The sequence below is a fragment of the Polaribacter sp. R2A056_3_33 genome (assembly GCF_019278485.1).
Classification (GTDB): domain Bacteria; phylum Bacteroidota; class Bacteroidia; order Flavobacteriales; family Flavobacteriaceae; genus Polaribacter.
Window position 1 is genome coordinate 3,334,487 of record NZ_CP058984.1, and the last position, 14,791, is coordinate 3,349,277.

The window sequence follows — 14,791 nt, forward strand, 5'->3', positions numbered from 1 at the left end:
GTCTTTAGTTATTAGTATCCTGGATTTTGTGTTAAATTAGGATTCGTTGTTATAATATTGTTAGGTAAAGGAAAAAGATTTCTATAATCTTGAACTCCAGATCCGTTTTTAGAATTACCTTTAAAAGGCCATAAATAAGTATCAGAAGTAAAGTAGTTGTATCTTATTAAATCTGTTCTTCTTTGTCCTTCCCAATACAGCTCACGAGATCTTTCATCTAAAACAAATTCTAAAGTTAAGTCTGTTGTACTGATGTTTCCACTTGCATTTCCGAAAGCTCTTTCTCTTAATTCGTTAATTTTAGTTACAGCCAATCCTAAATCTCCACCGCCACCTCTAAGAGATGCTTCTGCGTAGTTTAAATAGATTTCTGCTAATCTTATTAACGGTAAATCTGTATCTACAAAATCTCCTGCAGCATCAGATCCTTGGTTTCCATTAGAATCGATGTTTTTAAATTTAGTAACAGCATATCCATTTTCAAAAGTAGGAATCTCTTCGATTTCTAAAGTTTGTCCATCTGAATGGAACATCCCTCTTTTATCGTTTACATCAAATTTATTAACCAAGTTTTTGGTAGTTCTTAAGCCTCCCCAGCCACCGTTTACACCAAACTCTGTAGCATTCATGTTTCCACCAATCGCAGCATGTACTAAAAATGTAGTACCTCCATAAGTTTGAGATCTAAGACCATCAAAATTTAATGCGAAAATAAATTCATTTTGTGCTCCGTTTGTATTGTTGTCTGCTAAGAAAAGTTCGTCATAAGCACTTCCGTTTCCATTAGCATCTGTAGTGTTAATAGAGTAACTAGAAGACATAACGTTGTTTGAAAAAGTTACTGCTTCTGCATATTTTGCTGTTCCAGTAAAAATTTCTGCATTTAAATATAATTTAGACAATAATGCCCAAGCTGCAACTTGATCTACTCTACCATACTCGCTAGATCCACTTACTTTTAATTCATCTTGAATTTCTAATAATTCAGTTTCAATAAAATTGAATATTTCTGTTCTTGATGCTTGCATTCGTAACTCAGTAGAAACTGAAGTTACTAAAGGTACGTTACCGTATATATCCATTAAGTTATAGTAAGCAAATGCTCTTAAAAAACGAGCTTCGGCAATATAACTTGCAACTTCTGTATCTGTTAAAACAGCTGCATTATTTATAAATGAGTTACAAAAAGATACTTCTTGTGCTAACCTATAGTACAATGCTTCAGAAAAATCATTACTACCAGACCAATACATACCGTGTAAATCAGGTAAACCTGCATCTCCCCAACCAACTACAGCGTGGTCTGTTGTTAATTCATTTAAGTTGAACAACATTCTAGAATATTGAGAAAAACCTTCATCTATATCTTGTATGTCTGCTTCACCTGAAGGTCCTTTTTGGCCTGTTAAAGCTAAACTTGCATATAATTTAGCAAGTGCTCCTTGTGCTTCTGTTGCATTAGAAAACACATCTTGTTCTGTAAAACTATCTGGATCAATTGGTAATTGATTCAAATCTTCGTGACATGATATAACTCCTAAAGAGAATAACATGATTACAATTAAATATTTAAATTTTTGTTTCATTTTTCTTTTTATTAAAAGTTAACGTTTACGCCTAATACAAAAGATCTAGGTCTTGGGTAAAAATCATTATCGATTCCTAAGTTAATTTCTGGATCTAAACCATCATAATCGGTTATTGTTAAAACATTTTGTAATGATCCATAAAAACGAAACGTTGTGTTTTCTATCTTATCTAAAGTATAACCAAGTGATATATTATCAATTTTAAAGAAAGAAGCATCTTGTACAAAATGATCACTTAAGGCCGTTCTATCATTAATAACTGTAAAACCACTATTGTAGTAATCTGCATGTAAATTAGATAATATGCTGTTGTTTGTAGCGTTTTTTTCAACACCTTTATTCGCAGCAACATCATTATACATATAGTTACCAAAACTTGCTCTAGTTTGTATAGATACATCCCAGTTTTTGTAACTAGCACCTGTGTTAAAGCCCATTAAAACATCTCCAAAAGGGTCTTCATTAATGTATTTATCATCATCATTAATCATATTGTCGTTATTTCTATCAACAAATACGCCTTCTAAAGGTTTTCCATTGGCACCGTACACTTGTTGAAAAACTAAGAAACTATTTGCAGTTTCACCTTCTCTATGTACTTGTACATTATTACCAACACCTGTAGAGATTCCTCCTTGTGGTTGGTCTGCAGATAATTTGGTAATTTTATTATCATTTAATGAAATGTTGTAATCTACAGTCCATTCAAAATTATCTGTTCTAATAGGGGTTGTGTTTAAGTTAAACTCTAAACCTCTATTTTCCATATTACCAATGTTGGCGTTAATTCTGTTTCCAAAATTTGTAAAAGGATCTACAATAGAACTAGCAATAAGATCGTTTGTTTCTTTTAAATAAGCATTTACAGAACCTGTAATTCTTCTATCAAGAAAAGCAAAGTCTACACCAAGATTTAAAGTTCTTCCAACTTCCCAACGTAAATCTGTATTAATTGGTTCTGGTCTAAATGTTTGGTAAAAAGAGTTTCCGAATTGATAGTTAGCAGTATCTGTACTACCTTGATACCTAGTTAAAAACTGATAATCACCTAAACCATTAATATTACCTATTTCACCATAACCAACACGTAATTTTAATTCATTAAAGAAAGAATCTTCCATAAAATCTTCTTTATGAATGCTCCAAGCTGCAGCAAATGATGGGAAGAATCCCCAACGATCATCAGGGTTTAATTTAGATGAAGCATCAGCTCTTACTGTTGCTGTTAAATAGTATTTACCTTTATAATCGTAATTAGCACGACTAAAATATGATAATAACACATTTTTAGATTTATCTACAAATTCATAGGTATTACCATCTTCTTCTGCTTCACTATCATAACTATAGTTATCATATTCAAAAGACTGATATGCATAACCAGCAACTGCTGTGAAGTTATGCTTTTCATTAAAAGTTTTTGCGTACGTTAAGTAAGCGTCTAAAACTTTGTTGTCTGAATTTTGAGTAAATCTTGATAAAGAACCATTAAAAGTTGCATCTGAAGTTGGAATAAATTCTGAAGTAACTTTTCTACCATGACTGTTAGAAGTATCATACCCTAAGTTAACTGTTGCAGTTATATCTTCTAAACCATGAATTTTATAATCAAACTTTACATTACCTACAAAACGTCTAATTTCTGCAGAATCATCTATTAAGTCTAATAAAGCTAAAGGGTTTGTTGGCGCTAAGTTGTTTTGGTTTCCGGTACCAGCGTCTAACCATGCAAAGTAACCACCGTATTGAGAATTTGAATCATAAGGAGATTGTGTAGGATCAAAAGATACAGCTCCACCAATTGCACCTCTATCTGCAAATTCATTTTCTGTGTACATTCCTTTTACATTAAAATCTATCTTTAAATGTTCATCAAATAGAGTAGGAGATAAGTTCATAGAAGCAGTAGTACGTTGTAAGTTATCTCCTTTTAAGATTCCTTCATGTTCAGAATATCCTAAAGAAGCTCTCATTGGTATTCCATAAATTTTACCTAATGCACTAAAGTTATGATCTTGTCCTATAGCAGTTGTATAAATTTCTTCTTGCCAATCTGTATCAGCAGTACCTAATAAAGCAACTTGATTAGGTGTACCAATATCATTTATTAAGCTTCTAAATTGATTTGCAGATAAAACATCTACTTTATCTCTTAAAGTATAAACAGTTGTTTGAGAGCTGGCGTTAAACTTAAACTCACTGTCTTTCCCTTTTTTAGTAGTAATTAAAATTACCCCGTTTGCAGCTCTAGAACCATAAATAGCAGTAGAAGACGCATCTTTTAAAACTACAAATGTTTCAATATCATTAGGATTTATAAAGTTTAATGGATTTCTAGATCCTTCAACACCACCATTGTCTAATGGGATACCATCTATAACATATAATGGTTGGCTATTTAAAGATAAAGAACCCGTACCACGAATGTTAATGGTTTGTCCATCTCCTGGAGCACCAGAACCTCCAATTACATTTACACCTGCAACTTTACCACTAATAAGTGATTGTGCAGATACAATAGGTCCTTTGTTAAAATCTTTACTTGTTAATAAATCTGTTGTACCTGTTAAATCTTCTTTTCTTACCGAACCGTAACCTACGACTACAATTTCATCTAGAGATTCTAAAGATTCTTCTAATACTACAGAAAGGTTAAAATCTGTACCTATTGTAACCTCCTTGTCTGAAAAACCTAAATATCTAAAGACAAGTACGTTTCCTGTTTGTACCTTATCTAGAGTGAAAATCCCATCAAAATCGGTTTGCATACCTCTAGTAGTACCTTTAATAACTACACTAACACCAGGCAAAGGATCGCCAGATGTTTTATCTTTTACAACACCTTTAACTGTTTGTTGTGCAAACACGCTAAAAGTTGATGTTAAAAGAATTCCAATTAACAATAATTTAAATTTTTTCATGTATAATTTGTTAAATAATAACTGTAAATTTGATTTTTTGATTACAATAAACTTACATTCCACTCCGTAAATATACCCATTAGTAGTATGTTTACAACATGATATAAATCACGAAAACGTTTTCGTGTTAACAACTTTTTTCATGTGATTATCATTATATTGATAAAAAATCACGCTAATATTTTATATTTAATAAAGAATGAAGCAAAAAATTACTATAAAAACAATTGCGAAAGAATTAGGAGTTTCTACGTCTACCGTATCAAAAGCTTTAAAGGACAGTCATGAAATTAGTAAAGAGACTAAAGAAAAAATTCAAGCTTATGCAGATTACTATAATTACAAACCTAATAGTTTAGCGCTTCAACTTCGCAATCAAAAAACAAAAGTAATTGGTGTTATTTTACCTAAAATAGTGCATCATTTTTTCTCTACGGTTATTATGGGGATAGAAGAAGGTGCTATTGAAAAAGGATATCATATTATGGTTTGTTTCTCTAATGAATCTTATAAAAAAGAGGTAGAAACCTTAAAAGTGTTATCAAACGGAAGTGTAGATGGTTTAATTGTTTCGATTGCAAGTGGAACATTAGAAAATAAAGACTTTAAACATTTTGGAGATCTTGTTGCAGAAGAAATTCCGTTGGTCTTAATAGATAGAGTCGTAGATGAAATTTTGTGTGATAAAGTAGTGGTAGATGATGTTGGTGCTGGTTATAAAGCAACGAAGCATTTGTTAGAAAATGGTAGAAAAAAAATTGCGCTAATAACAACACCAAAGCACGTTAATGTTGGAGCTTTAAGAAGGCAAGGTTATGAGAAAGCATTGATAGAAGCCTATATTAAAACAGATTCTAATTTAATCCTTGAAATTGATGAGGAAGCTGATATCTCTGATCAAATAGAAAAAGTATTTGAACAAGATATTGATGCAGTGTTTGCTGTAAATGAAATTTATGCAGCTAAGGCAATGAGAGCAGCAAAACAAAAAGGACATAAAATACCAGAAGATTTTTCTGTAATAGGTTTTACAGATGGTTTAATCTCTAGATATTCTTCACCTTCTATTACAACAATAGCACAACATGGTTTTGTAATGGGGAAACAAGCAGTTGAACTTTTAATAGAACGAATAGAAAAAGAATCTGAAGTATTTAAACCTAAAAAAATCGTAATTTCTAGCGATTTAAAACTACGAGAATCTACGAAACCGTCGTCGTAGATTTTTACTTTCCTTTTCTTCACATATATAAAAAACACATATCTTTGTTAGATATTTACGATTTATCAATAAATTACATTCCACAAAATTTATGAATTGATAAGTCTAAACGCTTATCGTTATATTCACTTAATAGCATACGATAAATGGAAAAGCGTAAATTAAGTTTTTGGCAAATCTGGAACATGAGTTTTGGGTTTCTAGGAATACAAATGGGGTTTGCTCTACAAAATGCAAACGCAAGTAGAATTTTACAGATTTTTGGAGCTGATGTTCATGAACTTTCATGGTTTTGGATTATTGCACCATTAATGGGATTAATTGTTCAACCAATTATTGGGCATTATAGCGATAAAACTTGGGGGAAATTCGGTAGAAGAAAACCTTATTTTTTAGTAGGCGCTATTTTAGCTTCTATAGGTTTAGTTTTAATGCCACAAGCCGATATCTTTATAGCCTTTTTACCAGCACTTTGGGTAGGAGCAGGTTTTTTAATGATTATGGATGCTTCTTTTAATATTGCCATGGAGCCTTTTAGGGCGTTAGTTGGTGATAATTTAAGAACAGACCAAAGAACGCAAGGTTTTAGTGTACAAACAGCTTTAATAGGTTTTGGAGCAGTAGTTGGTTCTTGGTTACCGTATGCATTACACCATTGGTTTGGTGTTTCTAATAGAACATCTTTAGGCGTTGTACCAGATAATTTAATTTGGTCATTTGTTATTGGTGCTGCAATTTTAATAATTTCTATTTTAGTTACAATAACCACTACAAAAGAATACTCACCAGAAGAATTAGCAAGTTTTGATGTGGATTCTGAAGAAGATATAGAAGAAGAAAGTTCTAGTTTGATGGATATTTTTGAAGATTTCAAAAAAATGCCAACAACAATGCGTCAATTAAGTTGGGTGCAGTTCTTTTCTTGGTTTGGTCTTTTTGGAATGTGGGTTTTTGCAACCCCTGCAATTGCACAACACATCTATGGTTTACCTTATACAGACAGTAGCAGTGCTACGTATCAAAATGCAGGAGATTGGGTAGGAATTCTTTTTGGAATTTACAATTTAGTATCAGCATTTTATGCATTTGCATTGCCTTACATCGCAAAGAAAATTGGAAGAAAAAGAACACACTCTATATCATTAATTATTGGTGGTTTAGGATTATTGTCAATTTATATAATGCCTAATGAAAACTGGTTAATAGTTTCTATGATTGGAATTGGAGTAGCTTGGGCAAGTATTTTAGCGATGCCTTATGCTATTTTAGCAGGTTCTATTTCTGCTAAAAAAATGGGTGTTTATATGGGGATTTTTAACTTCTTTATTGTTGTTCCTCAGATAATAAATGCTTTAATTGGTGGGCCATTAGTAAAGTATGCTTATAATAATGAAGCAATATTTGCTCTAATGATAAGTGGTGTTAGTTTCTTAATTGCTGCAGCATTGGTCTATAAAGTAAAAGATGTAGATGATGTTGTACAAGCAAAATTATAAGAACATAAATAAAATTAATTAGTTGCAAAACTAATATTATATCAAAATTAAAATATTAAAAGTAGATGAAAAAAGGATTTATTTTCGATTTGGATGGGGTTATCGTAGACACTGCGAAATATCATTATTTAGCGTGGAAAAAATTAGCAAACGAATTAGGTTTCGAATTTACCAAAGAACAAAACGAATTATTTAAAGGCGTAAGTAGAAAACGTTGTTTAGAGATTTTGTTAGAAATTGGAAAAAGAGAAGCAACTCAAAAAGAGTTTGATACTTGGATGATCGAAAAAAACGTAGATTATTTAAAGTATATAGAAAATATGGATGCTTCAGAGATTCTTCCTGATGTGCCTAAAGTATTGGCCTTTTTAAAAGAACAAAATATACCAATAGCCTTAGGTTCTGCAAGTAAAAATGCGCAACCTATTTTAGAAAAAGTAGGTCTTTTACATTACTTTGATGCTATTGTAGATGGTAATAATGTTACCAAAGCAAAACCAGATCCAGAAGTATTTCTTTTGGCAGCAAAACAATTAGGTGTAAATGCAGCTGATTGTGTAGTTTTTGAAGATGCAGTTGCAGGTGTAGAAGCGGCAAATGCAGCAAAAATGATCAGTATTGGTATTGGAGATAAAAAGATACTTTCTGAAGCAGTGCATAATTTTAATGACTTTACTGAAATCAGCACAGATTTTATACAGCAGTTGATTGATAAATAAGTCAACGGAAACAATAGAATAGAAAAAAATAAATTACAGAGCAAGAATCAGTCTAACTATATAGTTTCTATGTTCTAATATATTAAAAACACACAATGAATCAAGATTACATCATACCAAACGAATGGTCTATTATAGAAGAAGGCTTTAATTCAGAGAAAGTAAAATCATCAGAAAGTTTGTTCAGTATTGGTAATGGCGCCATGGGACAAAGAGCTAATTTTGAAGAAAATTATTCAGGAGAAACTTTTCAAGGAAGTTATATTGGTGGTGTTTATTACCCAGATAAAACTAGAGTTGGATGGTGGAAAAATGGATATCCAGAATATTTTGCAAAAGTATTAAATGCACCAAATTGGATTGGTATTAACGTATTGATCAACGATGAGAAATTAGATTTAAACACTTGTAAAGAGGTTTCTAAATTTAAAAGAGAACTCAACATGCAAGAAGGTTGGTTGTCTAGAAGTTTTGAATCTGTTTTGCAAAACGGAATCAAGATTAAAGTAGCTACAAAGCGTTTTTTAAGTTTAGAGTTAGATGAAATTGGAGCCATTAGTTATAATATAACTCCATTAAATTCAGGTGCTAAAATAACGTATACTCCTTATATAGATGCAGGAATTACCAATGAAGATACTAATTGGGAAGATCAGTTCTGGGATGTCTTAAAAGTATCTCAAAATAAGCAACAAGCTTACATTGAGGCAAGAACCATGAAAACACATTTTTATACATGTACTTTTATGGAGTCTCGTTTGTTTGTAGACAATAAAGAAGTAGAGTTACCTTGTAAAAGCGAGCAAACTTCAAATTTAATTTCTTGCACATATCAACAAGAAATTAAAGAAAATGAGACATTTACCATCCATAAATTTGGTGGTTATGTGGTTGATAGAGATTATGATAAAGACACATTAGTTGCTGCTGCAAAAGTAGCTTTAGACAAAGCTGTAAGTTTTGGTTTTGATGTTTTATTAGAGAAACAAAAGGAATCTTGGGCACAAATATGGAGTATGAGTGACATTACCATAGAAGGTGATGTAAAAGCACAACAAGGAATCCGTTTTAATATTTTTCAATTAAACCAAACGTATTTAGGTACAGATGCTAGTTTAAATATAGGACCAAAAGGTTTTACAGGAGAAAAATATGGAGGAAGTACTTATTGGGATACCGAAGCATATTGTATTCCTTTTTACATGGCAACCAAAGACCAAGCTGTAGCAAGAACGTTGTTAGAATACAGATACAATCATTTAGACAAAGCTATTGAAAATGCAGAGAAGTTAGGTTTTACAAACGGAGCAGCATTGTACCCAATGGTTACCATGAATGGTGAGGAGTGCCATAACGAGTGGGAAATTACTTTTGAAGAAATTCATAGAAATGGTGCCATCGCTTTTGCCATTTATAACTATCACCGTTTTACCGACGATTATTCTTACATTCCAGAAAAAGGATTGGAAGTTCTAATTGCCATTGCACGTTTTTGGCAACAAAGAGCTACTTTTTCTTCAGATAAAAACAAGTTTATGATTTTGGGTGTTACAGGTCCAAATGAATATGAGAATAACATCAACAATAACTTTTACACTAACTACATTGCAAAATGGTGTATTAATTATGCGTTAGAGAATATTGAAATTGTAAAAACAGACCATATTTCAGATTACATCAGAATTAAAGAAAAGGTAAATTTCTCTGATGAAGAATTGGCAAAATGGAAAAGTGTTGCAGATGGTATGTATTTTCCATATTCAGAAAAACACAATGTGTACTTACAACAAGATGGCTTCTTAGATAAAGAATTAATAACGGTTGCCGACTTAGATAAAAGTCAGAGACCGATTAACCAAAAATGGAGTTGGGACAGAATTTTACGTTCGCCGTACATAAAACAAGCAGATACTTTACAAGGTTTTTATATGTTCGAAGATGATTTTTCTACAGAAGAATTAGAGCGTCATTTCGATTTTTATGAACCATATACAGTACACGAAAGTTCATTATCTCCTTGTGTGCATAGTATTCAGGCTGCAAAGTTAGATAGAATGGATCAGGCATATACGTTCTATTTACGTACTTCTCGTTTAGATTTAGACGATTATAATCACGAAGTAGAAGAAGGATTGCATATTACTTCTATGGCAGGAACTTGGATGAGTATTGTAGAAGGTTTTGGAGGAATGAGAGTGCAAAATAATACCCTTTCTTTTTCGCCAAAGATTCCTAAAGGATGGAAAGCTTATTCATTTAAAGTGAATTTTAGACATCAAGTTATTACAGTTAATGTTTCTCAAACAGGAACAGAATTTACATTGGAAGGAAAAGAAGCAATTGATATTTTAGTTGATGGAAAACAAGTAATTGTATCACCAAGTATATAAATATAAATAGATACCTCAAAGGTTTTAGCTCCTTTGAGGTATTATATCATTAATAAAAATGAAAAACTTATTCTTAATTTTTGTTATTGTATTTTTGTTTTCATGCCAAAAAAGAGAACAAAATAAAATGGAGGTTACTAAGGAAATTACAGTAGTAATAAACGAAATTGAAAGAGTAGAACCACCAAATTGGTTTGTAGGTTTTAAGGATACTTCGTTGCAATTATTAGTAAAAGAAGAAAATATTGGTGATGCAATACCTTCTATTTCTTATGAAGGAGTTACTCTCGAAAAAGTGAACAAAGCTAGAAGTAATAATTATCTATTTATTGATTTAAAAATTGATGCGTCTACAAAAGCAGGGAAAGTTAATATCGATTTTACTTTTACGGATGGCACAAAAAAAACACATACTTACGAGTTAAAATTAAGAGATAAAAAGTCGGACGATTTTATAGGTTTTAACAGTTCTGATGCTATTTATTTAATTACTCCAGATCGCTTTGCAAACGGAGATGATTCTAATAATATCAATACAGCATTAAAAGAAACAGATATAGACCGTTCTGATAATTACAAGCGTCATGGAGGCGATATACAAGGAATTATAAATCACATAGATTATATTTTAGACCTTGGTTTTACAACTGTTTGGCCAACGCCTGTACTTTTAAATGATATGGCAGAAAGTTCGTATCATGGCTATGCAATTACAGATTATTATAAAGTAGATTCTCGTTTCGGAAATTTATCAGAATATAAAGAGTTAGCTGATAAATTAAGAAAAAAAGACATGAAATTAATCATGGACCAAGTTGCCAATCATTGTGGTATTGGACATTGGTGGATGGAAGACTTACCTTTTGGTGATTGGTTAAACAATCAAAAAAATTATGAAGAGAATATTGATAATTGGAACAATGAAACCAATATTGGGTCTAACCATAGAAGAACTACAAATCAAGATATATACGTATCAAAAGCAGATTTAAAAGGAAATAATGAAGGATGGTTTACACCTGCAATGCCAGACTTAAATCAGCGAAATCCGTTTCTAGCAAAATACATTATTCAAAATAGTATTTGGTGGATAGAAACCTTGGGTTTAGGAGGTATTCGACAAGATACATATCCATACCCAGATAAAAACTTTATGAGTGATTGGGCAGGAGCTATTATGCATGAATATCCTAATTTTTCTATTGTTGGGGAAGAGTGGAGTTACAATCCGTTAATTGTTGGTTATTGGCAAAAAGGGGCTAATAATAGAGATGGTTATGAATCTAACTTAAAATCTCCCATGGATTTCCCAATGCAAAAATTTATTGTAGAAGGCATCAATGAAGAAGAGTCTTGGGACAAAGGTTTGATAAAACTATATGAAGGTTTAGCCAATGATTTTCATTATGCATCGCCAAAAGATGTGTTTATCTTTTTAGATAATCATGATAAAACAAGGGTTTTTACCGAGCTTTGGGAAGATACCTCAAAAGTAAAAATGGGGTTGAGTTATATGTTAACTTTACCTAGAATTCCTCAAATTTATTACGGTACAGAAATTTTAATGAATGATTCTGCAAACCCTGGAGATCATGGTTTAATACGAAGTGACTTTCCAGGAGGTTTTAAGGATGATGCTGTAAATGCTTTTACGGGTGAAGGATTAAATGAATACCAAAAAGACATGCAATCTTTTGTAACAAAGGTTTTGAATTATCGAAAAGAGAGTAAAGCAATTCATGATGGTAAAACCATTCATTTTGCTCCTTTTATGGGAACTTATTTCTTGTTTAGAACAAAGGATGATGAAACGGTTGTAAATATTATCAATAAAAATGACCAACCAATTACAATAGATTTAAAGCGATTTGAAGAGGTTGGATTAGAGGGGAAAACCTTAAAAAACATTATTACGGGCGATACTTTTATTTGGGGAAATGAAATTCATTTATCTGAAAAAGGTAGTGTTCTTTTAACAACAAAAATATAGGTAGTACGGTCTAAACCTTTTGAGGTTTTTAAACATAAAATATGAAGAATTATAAAATATTTTTTTTATTACTTTTTATAACAACTTTTTCGTTTTCACAGAACACAGACAGAGTCTTTAAAAGCATAAAACAAACAGCTAATGGTTTTAATATTAATGTTAATGATGGTTTGTACATTGTTACATTTTTAAACTCAAAAATTATAGAAACTAGCTTTATTCCTGCTGGTGAGCAGCAAATTAAAGAATCTCATGCGGTAGTTCTAAAACCATCAGAAGTAGATATTACCCCTGTAATTAGTGCAAATGAAAGTAATTTCTTTTCAGAAGGAATTTCTGTACTTGTAAAACATAAACCTTTTCAAATTATTTATAAGTATAATAATGAGGTTGTTATCTCAGAAAAAACAGGTTATTTTAAGTCGGAACACCAAGCAATGGATTTGGTTAGAGGCAATATTGTTGCCGATAAAACGGATAAAATTGAATTCAATTTAACTTCAGATGAGGTCTTATATGGTGCAGGATCAAGAGCTTTGGGCATGAATAGAAGAGGCAATAGATTGCCGCTTTATAACAGAGCTCAGTATGGTTATGAAACACATACGGAGTTAATGAATTTTACGATTCCTTTGGTCATTTCTTCAAAAAAATACATGCTTCATTTTGACAATGCCCCTATTGGTTATTTAGATTTAGACAGTAAAAAAGACAACACATTAACGTACGAAACTATTTCAGGAAGAAAAACCTACCAAGTTATTGTTGGTGATTCTTGGCTAGAATTGGTTGACAATTATACAGATTTAACAGGAAAACAGCCTTTACCAGCTCGTTGGACTTTAGGGAATTTTTCGAGTAGATTTGGTTATCATTCTCAAGAAGAAACAGAAGTAACAATTGCAAAATTTAAAGAAGAAAAAATACCTGTAGATGCAGTGATTTTAGACTTGTATTGGTTTGGAAAAGAGTTGCAAGGAACCATGGGGAATTTGGAAGTTTACAAAGATTCTTTTCCTGATATGAAAGGAATGATTTCTGGACTTAAAGACAAAGGTGTGAAAACGGTTTTAATTACAGAACCTTTTATTTTATCTACTTCTAAAAAATGGGATGAAGCTGTAGCAAAAAAAGTTTTAGCAACAGATTCAATCGGAAATCCTGCAAAATATGATTTCTATTTTGGAAATACAGGTATAGTAGATATTTATAAAAAAGAAGGGAAAGAATGGTTCTGGAGCATATATAAAGAACTTATAAATTTAGGAGCAAAAGGACTTTGGGGAGACTTAGGAGAGCCAGAAGTTTTGCCTTCTTGGGTCAATTTTCAAGATAAAAAAGCAGACGAAATTCATAATATTTACGGGCATGATTGGGCACGTTTAATTTTTGAAGGATATCAAAAAGATTTTTCGAATGAAAGACCTTTTATTTTAATGCGAGCAGGTTATTCTGGGTCGCAACGTTTTGGGATGATTCCTTGGTCTGGAGATGTTAACAGAACTTGGGGAGGATTACAATCTCAACCAGAAATTTCCTTACAAATGGGAATGCAAGGTTTGGGATACATGCATTCTGATTTAGGCGGTTTTGCTGGCGCAAATTTAAATGATAATTTATATATCCGTTGGTTACAATATGGTGTTTTTCAACCGATATTTAGACCTCATGCTCAAGAAGATGTTGCAAGTGAACCTGTTTTTAGAAGTGATAGAGCTAAGAAATTGACAAAAAAAGCAATTGAATTACGCTATAAATTATTGCCATATAATTACAATGTAGCGTTTGAGAACAATCAAAAAGGAACGCCTTTGATGCGACCTATCTTCTTTGAAGAAGACGATAAAAGATTGATGACTAATTCATCAACCTATTTATGGGGAAAAGATTTTTTAATCACACCAATTTTAAAAGATTCGGTAGCAAGCAAAGAAATTTATTTTCCAAATACAGCCAATTGGTTTAATTTTTATACAGATGAAAAAGTTATTGGTGGACAAACAAAATCCGTTGAATTAGATGAAGCAACAATTCCTACTTATGTTAGAGGAGGTGCTTTTATAACGATGGCAAAATTAGTACAGACTACAGATGCTTATAAAGGTGATGTTTTAGAAGTTCATTATTATTTAGATACTTCTGTTAAAGAAAGTAAAAGAACATTTTATAATGATAATGGTTTGCTTTCTAAAGCATTTGAAAAAGGAGCTTATGAAATTCTAGAATTTAAGTCTAAATTAACCAAACGTTGCTTAGAATTTGAAATGAAAGCAGCATTTGGTGAATATTGGAATCCAGAGCAAAAAGAAATTACGTTGGTATTGCATAATATCAATTGGAATCCTAAAAAGGTAAAAGTTGATGGAAAAAGAAGACGAATTTTATCAGAAAAAAACACCCTTACAATTCCATTAAATTGGAATCCTAAGAAAGAATTAAAAGTAAAAATTTTATTAAAATAAGA

At 31.6% G+C, this 14,791-nt stretch carries 8 protein-coding genes; 6 read left to right on the top strand and 2 right to left on the bottom strand.

All coding sequences use genetic code 11. The annotated features are described in order from the left end of the window. Positions 1–11 precede the first annotated feature (11 nt). Both H0I29_RS14040 and H0I29_RS14045 read right to left on the bottom strand, forming a co-directional pair. Positions 12–1,586 carry a RagB/SusD family nutrient uptake outer membrane protein gene (locus H0I29_RS14040; protein WP_218752850.1) on the bottom strand — a complete coding sequence of 525 codons (1,575 nt, stop codon included), beginning with the start codon at positions 1,584–1,586 and terminating at the stop codon, positions 12–14. Between the two features lie 11 nt (positions 1,587–1,597). Beyond that, positions 1,598–4,510 carry a SusC/RagA family TonB-linked outer membrane protein gene (locus tag H0I29_RS14045; protein ID WP_218752851.1) on the bottom strand — a complete coding sequence of 971 codons (2,913 nt, stop codon included), beginning with the start codon at positions 4,508–4,510 and terminating at the stop codon, positions 1,598–1,600. Between the two features lie 199 nt (positions 4,511–4,709). On the opposite strand from H0I29_RS14045, the gene H0I29_RS14050 reads away from it, so the two are divergent. The 6 genes from H0I29_RS14050 (at position 4,710) to H0I29_RS14075 (ending at position 14,789) form a co-directional block, all read left to right on the top strand. Beyond that, complete coding sequence (locus H0I29_RS14050; protein WP_218733387.1) at positions 4,710–5,732, top strand: LacI family DNA-binding transcriptional regulator; 1,023 nt, start codon at positions 4,710–4,712, stop codon at positions 5,730–5,732. Positions 5,733–5,878: 146 nt separating this feature from the next. Next, positions 5,879–7,228 (top strand): MFS transporter, encoded by a 1,350-nt coding sequence (locus H0I29_RS14055; RefSeq protein WP_218752852.1) that lies wholly within the window; start codon positions 5,879–5,881, stop codon positions 7,226–7,228. A gap of 65 nt (positions 7,229–7,293) precedes the next feature. Further along, positions 7,294–7,947 carry a beta-phosphoglucomutase gene (gene pgmB / locus H0I29_RS14060; protein WP_218752853.1) on the top strand — a complete coding sequence of 218 codons (654 nt, stop codon included), beginning with the start codon at positions 7,294–7,296 and terminating at the stop codon, positions 7,945–7,947. 95 nt (positions 7,948–8,042) lie between these two features. After that, positions 8,043–10,337 carry a glycoside hydrolase family 65 protein gene (locus H0I29_RS14065; protein ID WP_218752855.1) on the top strand — a complete coding sequence of 765 codons (2,295 nt, stop codon included), beginning with the start codon at positions 8,043–8,045 and terminating at the stop codon, positions 10,335–10,337. A 58-nt stretch (positions 10,338–10,395) separates the two neighbouring features. Beyond that, on the top strand, positions 10,396–12,327 hold the full coding sequence (locus H0I29_RS14070; RefSeq protein WP_218752857.1) for a glycoside hydrolase family 13 protein: 1,932 nt from the start codon (positions 10,396–10,398) through the stop codon (positions 12,325–12,327). A gap of 41 nt (positions 12,328–12,368) precedes the next feature. Continuing rightward, positions 12,369–14,789 (top strand): TIM-barrel domain-containing protein, encoded by a 2,421-nt coding sequence (locus tag H0I29_RS14075; RefSeq protein WP_218752859.1) that lies wholly within the window; start codon positions 12,369–12,371, stop codon positions 14,787–14,789. The last annotated feature ends 2 nt before the right edge of the window (positions 14,790–14,791 follow it).

Coding starts and splice junctions, on each gene's coding strand:
- H0I29_RS14065 (WP_218752855.1), top strand. CDS start 8,043: ATGAATCAAGATTACATCATACCAAACGAATGGTCTATTATAGAAGAA.
- H0I29_RS14050 (WP_218733387.1), top strand. CDS start 4,710: ATGAAGCAAAAAATTACTATAAAAACAATTGCGAAAGAATTAGGAGTT.
- H0I29_RS14045 (WP_218752851.1), bottom strand. CDS start 4,510: ATGAAAAAATTTAAATTATTGTTAATTGGAATTCTTTTAACATCAACT.
- pgmB (WP_218752853.1), top strand. CDS start 7,294: ATGAAAAAAGGATTTATTTTCGATTTGGATGGGGTTATCGTAGACACT.
- H0I29_RS14075 (WP_218752859.1), top strand. CDS start 12,369: ATGAAGAATTATAAAATATTTTTTTTATTACTTTTTATAACAACTTTT.
- H0I29_RS14040 (WP_218752850.1), bottom strand. CDS start 1,586: ATGAAACAAAAATTTAAATATTTAATTGTAATCATGTTATTCTCTTTA.
- H0I29_RS14055 (WP_218752852.1), top strand. CDS start 5,879: ATGGAAAAGCGTAAATTAAGTTTTTGGCAAATCTGGAACATGAGTTTT.
- H0I29_RS14070 (WP_218752857.1), top strand. CDS start 10,396: ATGAAAAACTTATTCTTAATTTTTGTTATTGTATTTTTGTTTTCATGC.